At 60.8% G+C, this 20085-nt stretch carries 25 protein-coding genes and 1 tRNA gene; 17 read left to right on the top strand and 9 right to left on the bottom strand.

Translation table 11 applies throughout. The annotated features are described in order from the left end of the window. Positions 1–117: 117 nt before the first annotated feature. Positions 118–369: a hypothetical protein gene (locus ACQ7C1_RS24935; RefSeq protein WP_430960194.1), complete on the bottom strand. Its 252-nt coding sequence runs from the start codon at positions 367–369 to the stop codon at positions 118–120. A gap of 77 nt (positions 370–446) precedes the next feature. Here ACQ7C1_RS24935 and ACQ7C1_RS24930 point away from each other — a divergent pair, with 77 nt between their 5' ends. Further along, the gene (locus tag ACQ7C1_RS24930) at positions 447–1160 is read left to right on the top strand and encodes a LexA family protein (protein ID WP_246828124.1); all 714 of its coding nucleotides are present in this window, start codon (positions 447–449) and stop codon (positions 1158–1160) included. On the opposite strand, the gene ACQ7C1_RS24925 is transcribed toward ACQ7C1_RS24930, so the two are convergent. Further along, entirely contained in the window at positions 1157–1405 is a 249-nt protein-coding gene (locus ACQ7C1_RS24925) for a hypothetical protein (RefSeq protein WP_430960193.1), read from the bottom strand. The two genes, ACQ7C1_RS24930 and ACQ7C1_RS24925, sit on opposite strands and share 4 nt — an antisense overlap. Positions 1406–1639: 234 nt before the next feature. Between ACQ7C1_RS24925 and ACQ7C1_RS24920 the strand changes: the two genes are divergently transcribed. From ACQ7C1_RS24920 to ACQ7C1_RS24855, 14 genes are all read left to right on the top strand, one after another. Then, entirely contained in the window at positions 1640–1819 is a 180-nt protein-coding gene (locus tag ACQ7C1_RS24920; protein ID WP_430960192.1) for a hypothetical protein, read from the top strand. Between the two features lie 72 nt (positions 1820–1891). Next, entirely contained in the window at positions 1892–2089 is a 198-nt protein-coding gene (locus tag ACQ7C1_RS24915) for a hypothetical protein (protein WP_430960191.1), read from the top strand. Positions 2090–2091: 2 nt separating this feature from the next. Next, positions 2092–2397, top strand: coding sequence for a hypothetical protein (locus ACQ7C1_RS24910; protein WP_430960190.1), 306 nt, complete (start codon positions 2092–2094; stop codon positions 2395–2397). Next, positions 2397–2768: a hypothetical protein gene (locus tag ACQ7C1_RS24905; protein ID WP_430960189.1), complete on the top strand. Its 372-nt coding sequence runs from the start codon at positions 2397–2399 to the stop codon at positions 2766–2768. Before ACQ7C1_RS24910 ends, ACQ7C1_RS24905 begins: the two co-directional genes overlap by 1 nt. Then, the gene (locus tag ACQ7C1_RS24900; protein WP_430960188.1) at positions 2761–2949 is read left to right on the top strand and encodes a hypothetical protein; all 189 of its coding nucleotides are present in this window, start codon (positions 2761–2763) and stop codon (positions 2947–2949) included. Before ACQ7C1_RS24905 ends, ACQ7C1_RS24900 begins: the two co-directional genes overlap by 8 nt. After that, complete coding sequence (gene dnaN / locus ACQ7C1_RS24895; protein ID WP_430960187.1) at positions 2942–4093, top strand: DNA polymerase III subunit beta; 1152 nt, start codon at positions 2942–2944, stop codon at positions 4091–4093. Before ACQ7C1_RS24900 ends, dnaN begins: the two co-directional genes overlap by 8 nt. Continuing rightward, positions 4090–4653: a DUF1643 domain-containing protein gene (locus ACQ7C1_RS24890; RefSeq protein WP_430960186.1), complete on the top strand. Its 564-nt coding sequence runs from the start codon at positions 4090–4092 to the stop codon at positions 4651–4653. Before dnaN ends, ACQ7C1_RS24890 begins: the two co-directional genes overlap by 4 nt. After that, the gene (locus tag ACQ7C1_RS24885) at positions 4653–4904 is read left to right on the top strand and encodes a hypothetical protein (RefSeq protein ID WP_430960185.1); all 252 of its coding nucleotides are present in this window, start codon (positions 4653–4655) and stop codon (positions 4902–4904) included. Before ACQ7C1_RS24890 ends, ACQ7C1_RS24885 begins: the two co-directional genes overlap by 1 nt. Beyond that, positions 4904–5431: a hypothetical protein gene (locus tag ACQ7C1_RS24880; RefSeq protein WP_430960184.1), complete on the top strand. Its 528-nt coding sequence runs from the start codon at positions 4904–4906 to the stop codon at positions 5429–5431. The genes ACQ7C1_RS24885 and ACQ7C1_RS24880 overlap by 1 nt, the downstream gene beginning before the upstream one ends. Further along, positions 5428–6033, top strand: a complete 606-nt coding sequence (locus tag ACQ7C1_RS24875; RefSeq protein ID WP_430960183.1) for a YfbR-like 5'-deoxynucleotidase — start codon at positions 5428–5430, stop codon at positions 6031–6033. The genes ACQ7C1_RS24880 and ACQ7C1_RS24875 overlap by 4 nt, the downstream gene beginning before the upstream one ends. 3 nt (positions 6034–6036) lie before the next feature. After that, on the top strand, positions 6037–6633 hold the full coding sequence (locus ACQ7C1_RS24870; protein ID WP_430960182.1) for a hypothetical protein: 597 nt from the start codon (positions 6037–6039) through the stop codon (positions 6631–6633). A 70-nt stretch (positions 6634–6703) separates the two neighbouring features. After that, entirely contained in the window at positions 6704–7072 is a 369-nt protein-coding gene (locus ACQ7C1_RS24865) for an HNH endonuclease signature motif containing protein (protein ID WP_430960181.1), read from the top strand. Position 7073: 1 nt separating this feature from the next. After that, positions 7074–7355 carry a hypothetical protein gene (locus ACQ7C1_RS24860; RefSeq protein WP_430960180.1) on the top strand — a complete coding sequence of 94 codons (282 nt, stop codon included), beginning with the start codon at positions 7074–7076 and terminating at the stop codon, positions 7353–7355. Beyond that, positions 7339–8436 (top strand): tyrosine-type recombinase/integrase, encoded by a 1098-nt coding sequence (locus ACQ7C1_RS24855; RefSeq protein ID WP_430960179.1) that lies wholly within the window; start codon positions 7339–7341, stop codon positions 8434–8436. The genes ACQ7C1_RS24860 and ACQ7C1_RS24855 overlap by 17 nt, the downstream gene beginning before the upstream one ends. 422 nt (positions 8437–8858) lie before the next feature. On the opposite strand, the gene ACQ7C1_RS24850 is transcribed toward ACQ7C1_RS24855, so the two are convergent. The 3 genes from ACQ7C1_RS24850 to ACQ7C1_RS24840 all read right to left on the bottom strand — a co-directional run bounded on the left by ACQ7C1_RS24850 (position 8859) and on the right by ACQ7C1_RS24840 (position 10895). After that, positions 8859–9041, bottom strand: coding sequence for a hypothetical protein (locus ACQ7C1_RS24850; RefSeq protein ID WP_430960178.1), 183 nt, complete (start codon positions 9039–9041; stop codon positions 8859–8861). Positions 9042–9391: 350 nt separating this feature from the next. Further along, positions 9392–9476, bottom strand: a tRNA-Leu gene (locus ACQ7C1_RS24845). A 123-nt stretch (positions 9477–9599) separates the two neighbouring features. Beyond that, positions 9600–10895 carry an MFS transporter gene (locus tag ACQ7C1_RS24840; protein WP_430960177.1) on the bottom strand — a complete coding sequence of 432 codons (1296 nt, stop codon included), beginning with the start codon at positions 10893–10895 and terminating at the stop codon, positions 9600–9602. Between the two features lie 128 nt (positions 10896–11023). On the opposite strand from ACQ7C1_RS24840, the gene ACQ7C1_RS24835 reads away from it, so the two are divergent. Beyond that, a complete protein-coding gene (locus tag ACQ7C1_RS24835; protein ID WP_285196097.1) occupies positions 11024–11602 on the top strand; it encodes a TetR/AcrR family transcriptional regulator in 579 nt (192 codons plus the stop codon). A 65-nt stretch (positions 11603–11667) separates the two neighbouring features. Here the strand turns inward: ACQ7C1_RS24835 and ACQ7C1_RS24830 are convergent, their stop codons facing one another. After that, on the bottom strand, positions 11668–12648 hold the full coding sequence (locus ACQ7C1_RS24830; RefSeq protein WP_430960176.1) for an aldo/keto reductase: 981 nt from the start codon (positions 12646–12648) through the stop codon (positions 11668–11670). 192 nt (positions 12649–12840) lie between these two features. Here ACQ7C1_RS24830 and ACQ7C1_RS24825 point away from each other — a divergent pair, with 192 nt between their 5' ends. After that, positions 12841–14469, top strand: a complete 1629-nt coding sequence (locus ACQ7C1_RS24825; protein WP_430960175.1) for an AMP-binding protein — start codon at positions 12841–12843, stop codon at positions 14467–14469. Positions 14470–14485: 16 nt separating this feature from the next. Here ACQ7C1_RS24825 and ACQ7C1_RS24820 read toward each other — a convergent pair whose 3' ends face one another. From ACQ7C1_RS24820 to secA, 3 genes are all read right to left on the bottom strand, one after another. Further along, entirely contained in the window at positions 14486–15763 is a 1278-nt protein-coding gene (locus ACQ7C1_RS24820; RefSeq protein WP_430960174.1) for a GNAT family N-acetyltransferase, read from the bottom strand. Then, the gene (locus ACQ7C1_RS24815) at positions 15764–17179 is read right to left on the bottom strand and encodes a lipopolysaccharide biosynthesis protein (RefSeq protein ID WP_430960173.1); all 1416 of its coding nucleotides are present in this window, start codon (positions 17177–17179) and stop codon (positions 15764–15766) included. Between the two features lie 177 nt (positions 17180–17356). Further along, entirely contained in the window at positions 17357–20071 is a 2715-nt protein-coding gene (secA, locus tag ACQ7C1_RS24810) for a preprotein translocase subunit SecA (RefSeq protein WP_430960172.1), read from the bottom strand. Positions 20072–20085: the final 14 nt, after the last annotated feature.

Genomic DNA, 20085 nt, shown 5'->3' with positions numbered 1-20085 from the left:
ACAACGGAGGTCCGCATGAACGCAGCAGAAGAAAAGAGCCGCCGGGGAAGTTCGGTCCGCCACCCCGGCAGCAATCGGCGCGGCGCTGGCTATTCAGTGCGTCGCGCTTGGGAACGTTCATGCCGCAGCCTCTTGCGGTTCGGGGTAGGGGGTGTCGCGAGCCGTACAGTTGGCTCGATAGAAATCCTCCGGCCCAAGCTGGGTGAGCGGAATGAGCACTCGCCAATGGCGATCCGGTATTCCCGTCAGTCGCCACTTGTAGATCGCATCACGGGTGATCACGACTCCGGCCTCGGCGCATGCGCGTTCGACCGCTGCCGCGCCGCCGGCCTCTTTGATGATTTTCGTGACCGTGATTTCCGCATCCATGCTCGCAGCTCTACTAGATTTTAAATCTATGTTCAAGCCACGGGAAATCTACACCAGAAAAAAATTCCGGATTTAATATGCGTTTTATGACTTGGTGGAAACGGCTCGACCAGCGGCGGCAGGAACTCGGATGGAGCGGTGCGGAACTTGCACGGCGCGCGGGTATTCCCTATGCGAACATAAACAAATATCTGAACGGCAAGATTGAGCAGCCGCGCGGCGAAGAGATGCAGAAATTGGCATCGACAATCGGCAAGTCGCTGCTGTGGCTGCGCGACGGTCTCGAACTCAGCGATGTTGAGGCGGCGCCTGTCGAGGGCCGGCTTCTGCCGGTGGCTGTTGCCGGAAAGGTCGAGGCGGGCACGTTCCGCGAAGTTGACGACATGGACCAGTCAGAACGAGAATTCCTCTCCCTTCCTGCGGACGATCGCTTCCCCAGCGCTCGCCTGATGGCGTTCGATGTCTCTGGCGATTCCATGAATGACCTGCGGCCGCGCCCGATTCTCCCCGGCGATCGCGTCATCTGCGTTTCCTACGAGGACGTTGCGCACGAGGCTCCCTTGCGTGATGGAATGGTCGTCGTCGTCGAGCGAACGCGTGACGGCGGCCAGACGCGGGAATGGTCCGTGAAGCAGATCGAGCTTTATCAGGACCGTACGGAATATCATCCGCGCTCGACGAACCCGAAGCACAAGCCGATTATCGTTCCGCGGGACATGTCCGCCGATACGGGAACGATGGTCGAGATCATTGGCCTGGTGAGAAGGGTCGTCAACGATCTCCCCTTCTAGTGCGAAGCATTGGCGCAGACCTCCCGGCGCAGTGACGCGCCGACCAGCAGGCCGATGGCGCTCTCGCACCTGACGCAGGAGAATCGTAAACTTCTCAAAAATCCGCTTTCTAATAGTTCCTCGACATCGCCTGGCGCGTCGTCGATCCTTGGCACGGAAAGAACCCGCGTAGTTTCGCGCATGCAGTTCTCGCACCGGATCTGCAATTCAAATTCCCGTGAGACCTCACTAATTAAAAGTTGCATGATGTTCTCCTTTGGTTCTCATTAATTCCCGAGAACCCTCCCGGAGTCGAGTCGAATCAGCGATATAGATTTTATTTCTATCTACCTATTGACGCCGTTAGTATGTAGATTTAATTTCCACATCGTCCGGTGATCCTCCTCCCTCATCGGACGGGCTGCGCAGAGACGCCGCCGGTCCGCACTCTCGCGGCCGGCGGCGGGGCGCGGGAGCAGGGAGGCTTCAGGAGAGAAATCATGCAGCAGATGAAGATCACCAAGGAAGATCAGCGCGACCGCCAAACCATGCTCCGGCTTTATCAGGAGCGCGGCGCGCAGACGGAAAAGAACCTCCTTGCCGCCGGCATTAGCCTGGAAAGCCAGGCGCGCAACGCGCCGTGGGTGGCCGAACAGGTCAAGCTCGCCGAGGCCGCCTGAAGGCGTCCGCTTCGGTCACCGCCGCGACCAGGAACGCGGCGGGTTCCGAAACGGATGCGAAAGGGCACCCCGATGAACCATTTCACGCCATTCCTGCCGGCCGAGGCGCTGATCAATGTCAGCCGCATCAGCGATGAACGCCGCGCCGATCTGGAAACTCGCCTACTGGAGAGGGTGCGAATGCGTCAGCGCGCCCAGCGCATCGCCGAGGCCGCGCTCCTCGTCTCGATCGGCTTCACCATCGCGCTCACGTTTGCGCTCAGGATGTGACCATGGCCGACATCGTCAACTTTCCCAAATCGCCGGTAGGGCCGCGCCTCGCATGCTCGACGAGCCTGCACGACGTTCGCGATCAGTGCGAATTCCAGGCCGCCATTCGCCACATGACGGACGCCGGCCAGATGCTGCTGTCCGCCGCCTTTGCGCCGTCGGCAGATAAAGAAACCCTAATTGCGGCATCCGCCGAAGGCATCGAGGCCGCCCTTTTTCACCTGCTGACGCTGAAGGGAGGCAACAAGGCGGATCTGCCGCTGCGCCGCCTGCTTGCCGAGCGCGACATCGAAAGGTCCAGACGCTGATGCCCTTCAAGAGAAAGCTTCCCGATACGGCGACGCTCGCCGCTCACCTGGACGCCGGCATGACCGTCGACCATATCGCCGAGACTTACGACTGCCGCGTGGAAGCGGTCCGCCGCAAGCTGCAGCATCTCGGCCTGATGGCCGTTAGACCGAAAGGCATACCGCTCGACATGGCAGGCAAGGGGCCGGGGCCGGTCTCCCGAAGCAAACGCGGCGTGTTCCTCCATCCTGATCGCATCACCTTCATGCGCGACACCGCAGGACCGGAAGGCGGGCTTGAGGTCCGCCCGATGTCGCTCCCGCGAGTCGGAATGTTTCTCGCTGCACTTACCGCAAAGAAGATCAAAATAACGGAGGTGCGCAATGCCTAGATCAGCCACGCATGAGGAGATCGAGAAGCTTTATCGCGCCGTTGCCGATGGCGAGCCGCGTTTTGAAATCCTGCAGATGATGCACGACATCTGGGGACCGTCATGCAATCTGCGTCCGCCCCGCGACGAGATCCGGCTTGCTGATCGCTGCCGAGCAGGGGGGGGTATGGCCCATGGCTGAACCTTATTTCCGCGTCCACCGTAGCCAGCTTTTGCCGGCGATCGCCGCCGCATCCGAGGCAGTCGATCACCGCGCCAAGATTCCGGTTCTCGCCAATCTCCTGCTCAAGCCGCAGGGCGAAACGCTCCTCCTGCGCGGCACGGATCTCGATATCGAAATCGAAACAGTCTGCGATCTCCTCGACGAGGGCAGCGGCATGACCATCTCACTCAAGGCAGCGGATCTGCGCGATATCGTCAAGAACCTTCCGGAGAATGCCGAGATTGAGTTTCGGCCCAGCCGCCATCACGGCCAGGTGGAGATCGCGGCCGGACGCGCGAAGTTCTCAATTGCCAGCTTGCCGGAAGCTGATTTCCCTTCGATCGCGAGCGCCATGTCCGGCTCGGTCTTTCAGGTCGATATGGCGCAGGTCTGCCATGCGCTCGCCAAGGTCGCCTATGCCGTCCTCAAGGTCGAGGTCGGCCGCGCCTATCTCTCCGGTATCCACATGCGGCCGATCGAGGCGGGCCGGAAGATCGACTTCGTTGCAGCCGATGGGCGCGGCATGGCGCTGGTGCGGATAGATACCGGAGGGGAGGTGGATTTCGCCGGCATATTGCTGCCGCTGAAGACTGCAGGCGCCATCCGCAAGATTTTCTCAGAAGCCCGCGAGCCGGCGCAGATCGAGATCGGCCCGAACATGATCCGCGTCACCTGCAGCGGAACCACGCTCTTTTCTCGGCTGATCGACGCCGTCTTCCCGCATAATTATATGGAGATCATCCCGACCGATCCGGAGCGCACTGCAGTGACCACGGTTGCCGCGCTCTCCGCAGCCGTCACCAGAGTGTCCCTTGTCGGTACCGAGGTGGATAAGGACTCGATCTATGTGACGCTCGGCGAAGGCATGATGCGCGTCGAGCTGTCGAGCAAGGAAGGCGAGTCGGCCGTTGATTATGTGCCGATCGAATATGAGGGCGAAGACGGATATTATACCGGCTTCAACCGCAAGACGCTGGCCGACACGCTCGCCAGCCTGTCGACGCAGGATGTCCGCATCTCTTTCGGAGGAAGTCAGGCCAACGTCGTTTTTAGGCCTATCGCCGATATTGACGAGACATTCGTCATATCCCCGCTGCGCGTTCGGAGTGAGGTGGCGGCATGAGCCACGTCGATCTCTTCGGAGCAACTCTGCCGGAGCCGGCGCCGGCGATGGACATGAGCGCCGTTATCGACGGCGCCTATCGTTACGAGCTGCGCCGAACTTGGGATAAAGCCAAGCCCATACTCCCCTGCTGCATGCTAAACCCATCGACGGCCGATCACGAGAAGAACGACCCGACAATCCGCCGGCTGATCGAGTTTGCGACGAACTGGGGTTATGGTGGCTTGGTTGTCGTCAACCTCTTTGCTTTCCGCTCTCCGAGCCCGAAGGATCTGCCGGCCGATCTCGATCGGGCGATCGGCCCGAAGAACAACGAATATGTTGACGGCGCTTTCAATCTTGCTCGCCATCGCAACACGCCTGCACTCGCTGCATGGGGAAACCTGCCACCGCACCTGACGATCGTCAGCACCCGACTGATGGAGCGTGCCAGACATCACTTCGTCAATCTCGTCTGCCTCGGAACGACGTTAGGCGGGTTTCCCAAGCATCCGATGGCGCGCGGCCAGCATCGCGTTCCGAGCGATCAGCAGCCGGTTATGTTTGCAAGGGGGCTGTGATGAGCGAAAGCAAAATATCCGTCCCTCTGAAGTGGACGAAGAAAGCGCCCCCAAGCCATGATTACGATCCGCAGTCTTTGTGGGCTGAGGGTTTCGGCGGTCACTACCAAGCTGTCAAAGACGGCACTCTATGGATGGCGCACGATCCCTACATCTATCACTCGCATAAAGATCGGGCTTCCGCTCAGGCCGCGGCGCAGCAGGATTTCGATGAGCGCCTTAACGCGCTTCTTGCGAGGACGACGCGCTGATGTCCTCTCCCGCCGACGTCCAGCGCCTGGCGCAGATCCGCTCCCGTCACGCCGACGCCAGTATCGACTGGTCGCTCTCGGCAGACGGCAAGGCGATCTTTGCGCGCGTAGTGCCGGGAACGGCGCCGGTTGCCATCATCGAGACGACGGGTGATTGCGACTGGCCGGACCGCGATTTCCTGATCGGCGCACATGCTGATATCGAATTCCTGCTGCGGCTACTGAACGATGCTTTCTCCGAGATCCGCCGCCTCAAGCCCCGGCATAATCCGCATCCGGTCGAGCGCCAGGCGAAGCCGAAGGATTACGCCGCCGAATGCGCCATGAAGTGCAATGACCGGCTTTTCCGCCGCTGGCTGACCGAGTGCCACAACGTTCCCGACGTTGACGACCCTGAACGCATCGTTGTCAGCGTCCGCAGTATCCTGCGGATCAAGTCCCGCGGCGAACTCAATACCGATCCGGCCGCGCAAGCCCGCTGGCTGGATTTTCGCGCCTCATTCGAAGCCTGGAGGGCACACCCTTGAACGATATTTCCACCATTGAAAGCATGCGCGAATGCGCGATCAGGCGGGCAATCGGTCCGACGATCCTGCTGGGCTCGGGAACCTATTTCGATTTCGAAGATCCGGAAAACTCTGACATCACGATTGAAGACGTAGCCTACGGCCTTGCCTTCGAAGGCCGAAACTCCGGGCAGAGCTATAGCCGTATCCTCCGAAAGCGCGTGTTCTATTCCGTCGCCGAGCATTGCGTCCGGATGAGTGTTGCCGTGCCGGAGCACTTGGCATTGCAGGCTCTGATGCATGAGGCTGGCGAGGCTGTCTGCGGCGATATGAACGCGCCGCTGAAATCCCTGAACCCCTCGTTTAGGGAGGTCGAGAAGCGCTGCGAAGCCGCGATCCTGAAGAAGTTCGGCATTACGATCACAGATCCGGTCGAGATCAAACGCGCCGATCTCCGCATGCTCGCAACCGAGCGGCGCGACCTCCTGCCTTGGATGGGCGAGCGCTGGGGCATCGACGATCACGAAGTCTCCCCATACGATTTCGAGATCATCCCTTGGACGCAAGACGTGGCGGCGGAGGCCTTCCTTGCGCGCTACGCGTTCCTGACGGGGAGGGTGTAATCCATGACTGCAAGCACTTGCCAGGATCAATTGCCCGCCGGCCACGTCGTTCTTGAACAGGCCGAATTGAAAGACGGCCGCGTAAGTCAGACTGTCCGGCGGTCTGACGGTACGGAATATGAGCGTGTCGTCGACTCCGAAGAGGCATATGGCACCGCCGACGACGGCGAGGGTCATCCCACGAAAGACGAGCTTGCGTCGATCGGCACCTCGGTCATGAACTGGCTCGATGATCTTACGCAACAGGACGGCCCGCTAAAGGACTGGACGCCGGCCGAGAGCCCGGCGGAGGTCATCCCCGATCTCTACAACATGCTGGAGGAATCCCTAGCCTGTCATCGCCAAGCCTGCGGCGAGGCGAAGCAACTCGCGGAAGCGCTGGAGGCCGGAAGGTTGGCGGGCTCGCCACCTGCGGGTTTCCATTGGATTGATAAGCCAATCACCGTGACCGGCGGCGATTATACCTATGAAGGCCGGCTGCTGCTGTCGTTCCCGAAAGGCGATGGCGGAGCCATCCGCTACATCGTCCTTGACCAGAACCGCCGCCTGTTCATCCACAATGCGCAGCAGCTGGGACTGGAGTCGGAGGGTCAGCGATGAAGCGCGTCACCGTCCGCCTGATACCGGGCATCGAGCAGCGGCTCGCCTTTTACGCTTCGAAGGGTACCCAATGACCCGGCGCGACCGCATCCGCGAAAAGATCATGGCCCGTGTCCACGTCGACGAGAAAACCGGCTGCTGGCTCTGGACCGGCCCGACTTCGGGCGAAAAGGGCCGAGGGGCTGGCTATCCCCGCATGAGCCTGGGAGGCCAGACGGTCGCCGTGCACATCGTCCTCTGGACCAACGAGCACGGCTACATTCCCGGCAAGAAGGAACTTGATCACGTCTGCAGAAATCGGCTCTGCGTCCGTTACGATTCGGAAGAGCACCTGCAGCTCGTCACCCGCAAGCGCAACATCATTCGCCAATGGCAGGCGCGCAAGGCCGCCGCCATGATCGGCCACAGCGGCGGGCCGCCGATCTGCGAGGAGGCTTGATGTGAAGCTGCAGCGCATGGAAATTCTGCCGTCATCCCTGCCGCCAATCGGCATCAGCCGTGAGCAGGCGGCCGCCCTCATAGGTATTGGCCCGACGCTCTACGATCGCTGCGTCGCCGCGGGTACCATGCCAGGCCCGCGCGTCATCGGTGGGCGGCTCGTCTACGATGTCGAGGAAGTCATTCGGGCCTTCCGCTCTCTCCCTCACAAGGGTCAGGCCGCCGGCGATCTTGACGACGAACCGGTTGCGGGCAATGCTTTTGACGATGCAGAAGAAGATTGAAACCAAGCTGCCGAAGGGCGTTACCCTCGATCGCGACTGGCGGACGAGAGAGCCCCGTTACTATTTTCGCGCAGCCGGGCGCAAGAAGGTGCGCTTACACCAGGAGCCGGGAACGCAGAATTTCGAGGATGAGGTTGCGTGCGCCCGCCTCGGTATTCCCTACGTCCCGCTGGACGAAAAGCCGAGGCCGAAGCCCGAGGCACCGAAGGACGTCAAGGCCGGAACGATCGATTGGCTGATAGCAGAATACAAGCGCAGGACCGTTGGTAAGATCAGCCAAGGCAAGTGGACTCGTCGCGCCAACATGCTGGAGGAGATTGCCGAGTTTCATTTCGGCAAGAAGAAAGCTCGCGTCGGCGGCCTACCGTTCCTGGATCTGAAGCGCAGGCACGTCCTGAAGATCCGCGACGAGCTACGCTCGACACCAGGTGCGCAGAACGAGGTGAAGCGCGCGATCTCGGCGATGTTCTCCTGGGCGATCGACAACGATATCGCCGAGACCAATCCTGCCGCCAAGATCAAGCTTCTTTATTCAGGCGATGGCTATCACACATGGACGGTGCCCGAGGTTCGCCAGTATGAGGCAAAGCATCCGGCAGGGTCTAAAGCGCGGCTGATGCTGCACCTGGCGCTTTACACCGGCTTGCGCCTCGACAACCTCGCCGTCCTCGGCCGCCAGCATATCCGTGACGGCGTGCTGACCATGAGGCCGGGGAAGACGAAGAAGAGCAGCGGCGTCGTTGTCGAGATTCCTGTGCTGCCTGAGCTGCAGCGCACGATCGACGAAAGCCAGACTGGCAATCTGACATTCCTAATCACAGAATTCGGCAAGCCGTTCACGACGAACGGCCTCGGCAACAAGATGCGAGACTGGTGCGATCAGGCCGAATTGTTCCACTGCAGCACCCATGGACTGCGCAAAGCCGGCGCCACAATCGCAGCCGAAAACGGAGCGACGGACGAGGAGCTGATGGCGATCTTCGGCTGGACGACGAAAAACCAAACGACTGTCTATACGAAAAAAGCCCGCCGCAAGAAGATTGCAGCAGGCGCTATCCAGAAGCTTGTTCCGGAAAGTTAGTAGCCCTCGCGCCGACGAGCGACCTTGACGGCCTCAAGCTGCATGAGGGCGCTCTGAGAAAGGTGCCCGATGATTGGACCGGTACCATCGTCGCGCTTACAGAAGTAATCAGGACCCCACAGCAGCTTCAAAGTTTTGTCCAAGATGAAGCACGTTGCCTGAGGCAGTCCGCAATCATCCATCTCAGCCGCGTTGTATACGTGGAGGTCGAATGGTTTCTCTCGCGGACTATACCTAGATGTCCCGTACGTTACCTCGATCGCGCCCCATGATTGATCTTTCGATAGAAATACGGCGCGAACCAAAGCTGGCCTGGGCTTCGGCCCAGGCTTCTTTGGCATCTCTTCAAGAGGAAAGCGACACCAAACGATGTCGAGTTGTTGCGGCAATGTGGCTACCGGATAGCACTCTCTTGCCACGATTCACCAGGCCGGGCCATCGACCAGGTCGAGATCTTTTTCGTCGATCTCTCTTGAGGAGAGGTTACGCAACGCCTCCAGTTCGGCGTCGGAGACCTCATCGCTGTAATCGGCTGGCGTTATCTGGGGGCGCCACGCCGGCCTGACCCCGTACGCATGAGGCGCGGGTTGAGGGATTCTAGACATGATATCTCCCTGCGGTACGTTATACATCGGGTCTGAACGACAGGAGATGGAAAGAGTTCCGCTCATATGTCTCTCGATGTTACCGCGATTATGGCGCTTCTTCCGTTAACCTCACGTTAATGGCGGCGCCGCTGATACAAGTTGCACACTGCGTCTAAGATGGCAATACCACTCTAGACGTACAAGGAGGGTGTGGCAATTATGCCAACTCCCCTAATCACGTTACCTTTGTAGTAACCACTCAATCTGGAACGAAACTGGATCAAATTTGTCCCACACTTTCCAGCATTGAAGTTTGTGGGACAAAACCAGCAAAAAATCCAAACAAAAACAGCTCTCGTTTTTGTGAGTGGTGCCCCATGCCGGGGTCGAACCAGCACTTCTTTCGAAACTCGATTTTGAGTCGAGCGCGTCTACCAATTCCGCCAATGGGGCAACGGATCCAGACGAGGCGGGTGTCTAACATGCGAGCGGGCGAGCGCGCAAGACGGGCGAGCGAAGTTATCGCGGCGATGCCGCGGGAATCCGGCCTCGTTACGAGGCCGGATCCTGTCGATCTCAATGAGCGGCAGCGGGTGCCGCATTGGGCAGGCCGGACTTCTTCAGCGTAATCGCCAGGATCGAGGCCAGCAGGCAGAAGGCGCCGGCGACGAAAAAGGCGGGCAGGTAGCTCGATAATTCCGTGCGAGACAGGCCGGCGCCATAGGCTGCCGTGGCAGCGCCCAGCTGGTGGCCGGCAAAGACCCAGCCGAAGACGAGACCGGCCTTTTCGCGGCCGAAGCGATCGGCGGCGATCTTGACGGTGGGCGGCACGGTGGCGATCCAATCGAGGCCGTAGAAGATGGCAAAGATGGAGAGGCCGTAGAAGCTGAAATCGCTGAACGGCAGATAGAGCAGCGAGAGACCGCGCAGGCCGTAATACCAGAAGAGCAGCCAACGATTGTCGAAGCGGTCGGAGAGCCAGCCGGAGCCGATGGTGCCGAAGAAATCGAAGATGCCCATGACGGCAAGGACGCTGGCGGCGGCAACCGGCACGATGCCGAAATCGCCGCAGAGGGTGACGAAATGGGTCTGGATCAGGCCGTTGGTGCTGAGGCCGCAGATGAAGAAGGTGGCAAACAATATCCAGAAAGTCGAGGTCGTCGAGATTTCACGGAGCGTGGTGATCGGCGTCATCAGCGCAGCGCCGAGCGTCGTTCGGGTCGGCGCCGGCGCCACATGGGCTTCTCCCAATAATGGCAGATTCACGTCCGAGGGGCGGTCACGCATGAAGAGAAGGACGAGAAGGGCGGCCGCCATGATCATGGCGCAGACGAAGAACACGGTGGCACGCCAGCCGTAACGTTCGGTCAGTTCCGCCATCAGCGGCAGGAAGACGAGCTGCCCGGTCGCCGAGCTTGCCGAGAGCATGCCGACGACAAGTCCGCGATGCTTGACGAACCAGCGCGTCGAAACCGTCGCCGCCAGCACCATCGCCGTCAGGCCGGTGCCGAAGCCGACGACGACACCCCACAGCGCCAGCAGATGCCAAAGCTTTGTCATGAACAGCGAGCCGACAAAGCCCGCGCCGATCAGCGCCAGCGCAAAGACGATAACCTTACGGACGCCGAAATAATTCATGAAGGCAGCGGCGAACGGACCCATGAAGCCGAAAAGGATCAAGCGAATCGCCAGCGCAGAGGAAATCTGCGACGTTTCCCAGCCGAACTCGTCCTGGAGCGGCTTGATGAGGACGCCGGGCGCGCCCATGGCGCCTGCTGTCACCAGCATAGTCAGAAAGGTGGCGGCAACGACGACCCAACCGTAATGAATGTTGCGCCGCGCAAGGGAGGAGGCAAGAACTGTTGAAACCATGAGGGGATTCCATTCGAATTCAGGTTGGGGAAGGTACAGAACCAATTTACATGATGGTCATCATATTTCTTGCTTATTCATGATGGACATCATATATTTTGTCAAGCGACGATTTCTGGAGAATGAAGATGCGGGTCAGCCGCGAAAAATTTGCCGAGAACCGCGAGAGGATCCTCACTGTTGCCGGCGTGCTCTTTCGCGAGAACGGTTTCGACGGTGTCGGCGTCGCCGACATCATGAAGGCGGCGGGGCTGACGCATGGCGGCTTCTACGGCCACTTCAGTTCGAAGGACGAGCTGGCACTTGAGGTCAGCCGCAAGCTGATCGACAAGGTCGAGAGGCGCTGGAAGGAACATATTGCCGAGTCTCCGGACAGGCCGCTGCAAGCGCTTCTCGACCATTATATCCACTGGCGCACTGTTGACGATCCAGGCGGCAGCTGCGTCTTCGCCACCTTGATCCAGGAGGTGAGCCGCAGCCGCGGCGCGGTCCGCGCGGTCTTCAGCGATGGGTTGTCCGTACTGGTCGACACACTTGCCGATATCGTTCCCGGCGAGACCGAAGAGGAGCGCCGCGCCAATGCCGCGACGACGCTCTCATCGATGATGGGTGCCGTGATTCTTGCGCGCGCCGTCGAGGACAGGGGACTTGCCGAGCAGTTCCTGGTGACGATGCGTCGGCAGCTCGATCCCGCCAGCCGGGCATAATCCCGAGCGCCGATGCCGATGTTCCGACCCTCTCCACGCCAGTCTGCCGATCGAGATGCCGGCGGCTATTTGAAGCCGGCGATGGCGTGCGGGATGTAGGGCGCTTCGAGTGCCGCGATTTCCTCGGTGGTGAGTTTGACCGACAGCGAGGCAACGGCGTCCGTCAGGTGGTTCGGTTTGGATGCGCCGATGATCGGCGCAGTGACCACGTTCTTCTGCAGGATCCAGGCGGTGGCGACCTGGGCGCGGGAAATGCCCCGGGCTCCGGCGATTTCGGCGACGGCATTGACGATCTTGCGGTCGGCATCGACGGACTGCGTGTAAAGCGTCTTGCCGAATTCGTCGGTTTCGCTACGCGCCGTCGTCTCGTCCCAGTCGCGGGTCAGGCGGCCACGGGCCAGCGGGCTCCAGGGGATGACGGCGATCTTCTGGTCTTCGCAGAAGGGCAGCATTTCCCGCTCTTCTTCCCGGTAAAGCAAGTTCAGGTGGTTCTGCATGCTGACGAACTCGGTCCAGCCGTTCAGCCGAGAGATGTAGAGTGCCTTGGCGAATTGCCAAGCATACATCGACGAGGCGCCGATATAACGCGCCTTGCCCGATTTGACGATGTCATGCAGTGCTTCCAGCGTTTCCTCGATCGGCGTCATATAGTCGAAACGATGGATCTGGTAGAGGTCGACATAGTCGGTGCCGAGACGGCGCAAGCTATTGTCGATCTCGTCGAAGATCGCTTTGCGTGACAGACCGGCGCCGTTCGGGCCCGGCCGCATGCGGTTGAACACCTTGGTCGCCAGCACGATGTCCTCGCGCTTGGCGAAGTCTTTGATCGCGCGGCCGACGATCTCCTCCGAGGAACCGTTGGAATAGGTATTGGCGGTGTCGAGGAAATTGATGCCGAGGTCGATCGCCTGTTTGATGATCGTCCGGCTTTCCTCTTCCCGCAGGCTCCAGGCATGATTGCCGCGGCCGGGATCACCGAAGGTCATACAGCCCAGGCAGATTTTCGAGACTTCGAGCCCGGTCTTTCCGAATTTGACGTATTCCATGAAAAACTCCAAGACTTGAGATAACCCCGCGCGCGTTTCATGATCTAGTGCGCAACCGCGAAAGTCGCAGGGGCTGAATAAACAATCTCCGGACAATGCCCCCACTGGTGCGTGATCTGCCGTTTTTCCCTGCAGCTTGCGTATCCGCGCCGCAAGGTGTTAGCTGGTGCAGCATTTCACCGGAATCCGACTATGCGACTGCCGTCCTTCGATCGTTATGGCGATCTCTACCGTGATTTTTCCTGGCGGATTCCGGAGGATTTCAATATCGGCCGCGCCGTTAGCGACGAATGGGCGGTGCGACATCCGGAGCGCGTCTGTCTGGAGCATTTCAGTCCGGACGGCAATCATCGTTCGCTGACCTATGGCGAGCTTTCCGGTACTTCCTCCATGTTCGCCAATGCGCTGGCGTCGCTCGGCATCAAGCGTGGCGATCGTGTCGCTCTGCTGATGCCCCAGTCCTTCGAGACCGTGATTGCGCACGTCGCGATCTATAAAATGGGTGCAATCGCCCTGCCACTGGCACTGCTGTTCGGCGTCGAGGCGCTCGAATATCGGCTCAGAATCTCAGGCGCGGCGGCAATCATCACCAATGATTTCGGCCTTGATCGGGTCCGGCAAATCCGCGATCGCCTGCCGGAGCTGCGACAAATGATCAGCGTCAGCGACGCTGCCGACGCCCTCTCCTTTGCCGATCTGACCGCCTCGCATGCGCCGGTCTTCGAGGGAGAGAAGACAACGCCCGACGATCCGGCGCTGATGATCTTCACCTCGGGCACGACGGGGTCGCCCAAGGGCGCATTGCATGGCCACCGTGTTCTGCCCGGGCATGTCCCTGGCATGCAGTTCGCCCATGAAGGGTTTCCCAAGGCGGGCGACAAGGTCTGGACCCCGTCCGACTGGGCCTGGGCCGGCGGGCTGCTCAACGCGTTGCTGCCGAGCCTTCTGCTCGGCGTCCCCGTCGTCTCGTCGCCGGCGCAGAAATTCGATGCCGAGATGGCCTATCGGATCATGGCAGAGATGAAGGTGCGCAATGCCTTCATTCCACCGACGGCGCTTCGGCTGATGCGGTCGGTTTCCGACCCCAGGTCGAAATATGATCTGGTGCTGCGCACCATCGGCTCGGCGGGAGAAGCACTCGGCCGCGAGACCTATGATTGGGCGCAGCGCACGCTCGGCATCACCGTCAACGAATTCTACGGCCAGACGGAATGCAATTTCGTGCTGTCGTCGAGTGCCGCCTTTGGCGTCACCAAGGCCGGCGCTATCGGACGCGCGGTGCCCGGCCATCGTGTCGCGATCGTCAGCGAGGCCGGTGACGAACTGCCGGCGGGCGAATCCGGTCAGATCGCTATCGCCAGTCCCGATCCCGTCATGTTCCTCGGCTATTGGAACGACGCGGCGGCGACCGAACGAAAATTTCTCCACGGCTGGCTGCTTACCGGCGACATCGGCCGGCAGGACGAAGACGGCTACGTCACCTTCGAAGGCCGCGACGACGACGTGATCACATCGTCCGGATATCGCATCGGCCCGGCCGAGATCGAGGATTGCCTGATCGGCCATCCCGCCGTGCAGCTGGCCGCGGCCGTCGGCAAACCCGATGCGGTGCGCACCGAGATCGTCAAGGCCTATATCGTGCTGTCACCCGGTCATTCGCCGAGCGAGGCGCTGGCCGCCGAAATCAGGGAATGGGTGAAGATGCGGCTTTCGATGCACGAATATCCGCGCGAGGTGGAATTCGTCGAGTCATTGCCGTTGACGACAACCGGCAAGGTCATCCGCCGGCTGCTGCGGGAGAAGGCTGCGGCTGAGGGCTAAGCATCCCGGAGATGCTTTAGCCTCGGCCGGCGAGCGACATGATCTTCTCGCGCAGCATTTTCGCCATGTTGCGGGTGCTGCGATACATGTGCAGCTGGGCGGCGGCCTGGCGCATGTCGCGGTCGCCATTCTGCGTCAGACCGATGACCAAAGTTCCCATCTCCTCGCGCTCCTGCCAGAAGCGGCTCATGATCGGGTGGTCGGAGACGGCGCAGGAATCCGAGCGCACAATATTGGCGTCATCGAGGTGCCATTCCGTGAGCTCGCTCATCAGGAGCTTGCCCGGCGAATAGCGGGCATAGTTCTCGTCATAGGCCGTCTTCCAGGTATAGGCCTCGCCGCCCATCATCAGAACGACGATGGCGGCGATCGCCTTGCCGTTGAGATCGATCGTATGGATGCGCACGGCGTCGACGGCGGCAAGGTTCGAGACGGCTTCGCGCGCGAAGGCGGTATGGTAGCGATCGGTGACGAGAGCACTTCGGCGTTTGCCCTTCCAGCCGCCGGCCTCCATCGCCAGGAATTCCTCAAAGCGGACGTGGACGTCGCGCGGCTGGCGGGCGACGGCATAGACCGCCGTTCCCTGTTCCTCAAGCAGGCGCCACTGTCGGCGCATCTCGCGCATATGCGACGAGGATATTGTTTTGCCGAGATAGGCGGGCGCCTCTTCCTCACTCTGCAGCATGGGGCGCAGATAGGGATTGGCCACGGTGAGCGGAAGATTGCGGCCGAGCGCCACGGCCTTGAGCATACGCACGAAAATGCCGTTCAATCTCAGGTCGGGCAAGACCAGTGTGTTCGGCAGATTGAGATCGGGAGCAGTCAGCCCCTCGAAGAGATTGTCGAGGGTTTCGGCCGCGTCTTCGCTGTCGACGAGCGGTGTGCCGAGCGGGCCGAAGCTGTTCGACCAGCCGCGGATAATCGAGGGGCCGACGGCAAAGCCCGGTCTGTCGACCGAAAACGGCAGGAGGAAACGCATGCGGCTACGGCCGGCGCCGTGATCGCGGATCAGGGCGAAATTGACCTGCCGGTCTTCGATCCGCGGCATGGCGGGCGCAAGGAAGCGGCCGGAGAAAAAGACGTTCGGTTCCATCGCCCGGTTGGACAGGAAGTCGAGCTCATCCTGAAGTTCGTAGCCGAGCTTGCCAGGATAGAGGCAGAGCTCGCGCCCCGGCCGGCCGATCTCGGCACGGGCCTCGGCCTGCGGCGCTTCGAAATGCAGCGCCGCGAGCTCATGGATCATGCGGTTGCTGATGCTGTCGGTGCTTTCGGTGACGGGGGGCAGGCGCACCATCTATCGAACTCTCATTTCTGGCGTTGCGGCGGAGGGGCTGGCGAAGGCGAAGAGGGCGATGCCGAGCGTGCGGCGCACGGCGACATGCAGGAGGATAGCCTCGACTGCCATGGCCGAGGCCGTGGCGATGGCGGTGCCTTCGATGCCGTAGTGCGGGCTCAAAGCGAGGTTGAGGCCGACATTGGCAGCCAATGCGCCGGCATAGAGCGCCACACAGAGGTTCTGCTTGCCCGCCATCATCAGCAGCGTTTCAGCCGGGCCGACCAGTGACTTGGCAAGGATGCCGGCGAGCAGGATCGCCATGACAAGATAACCTGACGTGAAGGCGCCGCCGAACAGCGACAGCAGCAGATGGCCGGCCGCGAGGACGACGAGACCGACCCCGAGCGCTGGCCAGAAGGTCCAGCGGGCGGCGTCGGCGGCGGCGTTGGCGAGCTGGGATTGATCGCCTTCGGCGATGATCGAGGAAAAGCGCGGGCCGGACGCGGCCTTGACCGAGAAATTGATGAAATGCACCAGCGCCATGGTTTTGGCGGCGGCGAAATAGATGGCGACATCGTGCGGTTCAAGGAAAATGCCGACGACGATGACATCGGAATTGGTGAGCAGGAAACTCACACCCTCGATGATGAAGATCGGGAAGGCGACGCTCAGCCAGGCGAGGAAATCGACCTTGCGCGGACCTTCGTCATAGTGCCGGCGAAGGCGATAGAGTGTCGCGCCATACTGGCCCAGCGCGGTGACGAAAGTGGCGGCAAGCGCTGCCTGCATGGCGGTGACGGCCGTATGCGCTGCGCCCATCGCAATCGCAATCAGCATGAAGACGATGATGAGAATCGGCCGGACGATATAGACCGGGCTCAGCGCCATCACCGGCCAATGGTTCGCCCGCGAGGTGCCTTCCAGAATATCGCCGAGCGCGATCATCGGCATGGCAAGCAGGCCGAGGAAGATCGGGACGAGATAATAGGTTTCGATCATATCGCCGAAGAAATGCAGCCCGATCATGCCGGCGGCGAGCATCACCGTGCCGGAAAGCATCGCGAAGATACGCGCAGTGCCGGTCAGGCCGCGGATTTCCTCGAAGGCGCCCGCTGCCTTGTACTGCGGCAGGAAGCGGACGATGGCGGTGTGGAAGCCGAGACAGGAGAGATCGCCGACGAGGACGATCAGCACCCAGACGAAAACGAAGATGCCATATTCATATTCGCCCATCAGCCGCGCGAGCACGATCTGCGAGATAAAGGCCAGCGCGGCGCTGAGGATGCGGATCGAGAAGGCCGTCAGCGCCATGCGCCGGGCCGCGGCCTTTTCGCCGCGTTCAGTGAGCATGGCGGCAAACATGCGCAGCGTGCGGCCGCCGACCGGGCGCAGGCCCGCGGGCAGCAGTTTCTCCGCTGTTTCTATGACCGCCATGATGAACACGCAAAACTCTGAGGTCAGGCAAATCGTCTCTGAAGTCTTGACAGAGCAGGGTTAAGAAACGGTTCCGGACCAGGTCGCCATTCGGCTGCGAAATCCGGGTTTCGGTGCTGCCGCAGAAAAGAAAATGCCGCCTCGGAGGCGGCATTTTCAGCTTTCTCGCAATTTGCCTCAGACCTGCTCGAAAGCACCGTGGCAATGCTTGTATTTCTTGCCGGAGCCGCAAGGGCAGGCCTCATTGCGCCCGACCTTGCCCCAGGTGGTGGGGTCCTCCGGATTGCGGTTTTCAGGCGAGACGATGACTTCGGAGGCCTGGTAGATCGGGGCGAAATCGTCCTCCCCGGTCGTCGGATCGAGATGATGGGCCTGCATCAGCGGCGGTTCCGGCTCAGCCGGCGCCTGCTGCACCAGCTCGACGCGCATCAGCTGGGCCGTGACGGCCTCGCGCAGATTGTTGAGGAGGCCGGTGAAGAGTTCGAAGGCTTCCGACTTGTATTCCTGCAGCGGATCGCGCTGGGCATAGCCGCGGAAACCGATGACGGAGCGCAGGTGGTCGAGGTTGACGATATGCTCGCGCCAGAGATGATCGAGCGTCTGCATGACGATCGAGCGTTCGACATAATGCATGATGTCGTCGCCGAAGCGCTCGGCCTTTTCGGTAAAGGCGGCGTTGGCGGCTTGCGTCAGGCGCTCGCGAATGTCGTCTTCGCCGATGCCTTCTTCCTTGAACCACTCCTCGATCGGCAGATCGAGGTTCAGAATATTGGCAACACCGGTCTTCAGGCCGACGGCATCCCATTGTTCGGCATAGGCGCGCTCGGGGATATGCTTTTCAACCAGATCCTCGATCACTTCGCGGCGCATGTCGGACACGGTCTCGGAAATATTGGTCGATTCCATCAGCTCGAGACGCTGCTCAAAAATCACCTTGCGCTGATCGTTGAGGACGTCGTCATACTTCAGCAGATTCTTGCGGATATCGAAGTTGCGGGCTTCGACCTTCTTCTGCGCGCGCTCGAGAGCCTTGTTGATCCACGGATGGACGATCGCCTCGCCCTCCTTGAGGCCGAGCTTGGTCAGCATGCTGTCCATGCGGTCGGAGCCGAAGATGCGCATCAGGTCGTCCTGAAGCGAAAGGTAGAATTTCGAGCGGCCGGGGTCGCCCTGACGGCCGGAGCGGCCGCGCAGCTGGTTGTCGATACGGCGGCTTTCGTGGCGTTCGGTGGCGATGACGTAGAGACCGCCGGCAGCAAGCGCCTTTTCCTTGAGAGTTTTGATTTCCTCGACGATCGCCTGGACCTTTGCGTCGCGCTCCGGACCGGCTTCGACATCGCCGAGCTCGCGCTCGATACGCATTTCCAGGTTGCCGCCGAGCTGAATGTCGGTGCCGCGGCCGGCCATATTGGTGGCGATCGTGACGGCGCCCGGTACACCGGCCTGGGCAACGATATAGGCTTCCTGCTCGTGGTAGCGGGCGTTCAGCACCTGGAAGTCGTTGAAACCCTGCTTGCGCAGGCGCTCGGCAAGCAGCTCCGACTTCTCGATCGAGGTCGTACCGACGAGCACCGGCTGACCGCGCTTATGAGCATCGAGGATCTCGTCGATGATCGCCTTGAACTTCTCGTCGAAGGTCCGATAGACCTCATCGTCCTCGTCGATACGCTTGATCGGCAGGTTGGTCGGGACTTCGACCACGTCGAGATTATAGATGTTGGCGAATTCTTCCGCTTCCGTCTGCGCAGTGCCGGTCATGCCGGCGAGCTTATCGTACATGCGGAAGTAGTTCTGGAAAGTGATCGAAGCCAGCGTCTGGTTTTCCGGCTGGATCTGCACCTTTTCCTTGGCTTCGAGCGCCTGGTGCTGGCCTTCCGAATAGCGCCGCCCCGGCATCATGCGGCCGGTGAATTCATCGATGATGACGACTTCGTCGTTGCGGACGATATAGTCCTTGTCGCGCTGAAAGAGCTTGTGGGCCTTGAGCGCATTGTTGATGTGGTGGACGATTGCGACGTTCTCGATGTCGTAGAGCGCGTTACCCTTCAAGAGGCCAGCCTGGCGGAGCAGGTTTTCCAGCTTCTCGGTGCCCTCTTCGGAGAAGTTGGCGGAACGCTGCTTCTCGTCGATCTCGTAATCGCTGGGCGCGAGCAGCGGAATGAAGGCGTCGATCGTATTGTAGAGCTCGGAACGGTCGTCGAGCGGACCGGAAATGATCAGCGGCGTGCGCGCCTCGTCGACGAGAATCGAGTCGACTTCGTCGACGATCGCGAAATTGTGGCCGCGCTGGACCATCTGATTCTTCTCGTACTTCATGTTATCGCGCAGATAATCGAAGCCAAGCTCGTTGTTGGTGGCATAGGTGATGTCGCAGGCATAGGCCGCGCGGCGCTCCTCGTCGGAGAGGCCATGGACGATGACGCCTGTGGTCATGCCGAGGAAGCTGTAGACGCGGCCCATGGTCGCGGCATCGCGCTGAGCCAGATAGTCGTTGACGGTGACGACGTGCACGCCCTTGCCGGAAAGCGCGTTCAGATAGACCGGCAGGGTGGCGACGAGGGTCTTGCCTTCGCCGGTCTTCATCTCGGCGATCGCATTCGAATGCAGGATCATGCCGCCGATCAGCTGTACGTCAAAAGGTCGCAGGCCGAGAACGCGGCGCGACGCCTCGCGCACGACGGCGAAGGCGGGAATCAGAATGTCGTCGAGCGTCTTGCCTTCGGCGAGAAGGGCGCGGAATTCGACGGTCTTTGCCGCGAGCTGCTCGTCCGTCAGCGCCTTCGTCTTCTCTTCGATGGAGTTGATCGCGGCGACGTTCGGCTGGTAGGACCGCACGCGGCGATCATTGGACGACCCAAATAACTTGCGGGCTATACCGCCAAAGCTGACCATGTGACTGGTCCTTT

It is taken from the genome of Rhizobium sp. Nf11,1, from assembly GCF_050587665.1.
Lineage (GTDB): Bacteria > Pseudomonadota > Alphaproteobacteria > Rhizobiales > Rhizobiaceae > Rhizobium.
The sequence above is the reverse complement of the archived record's forward strand: the minus strand, read 5'-3'. Positions and strand labels throughout refer to the sequence as shown.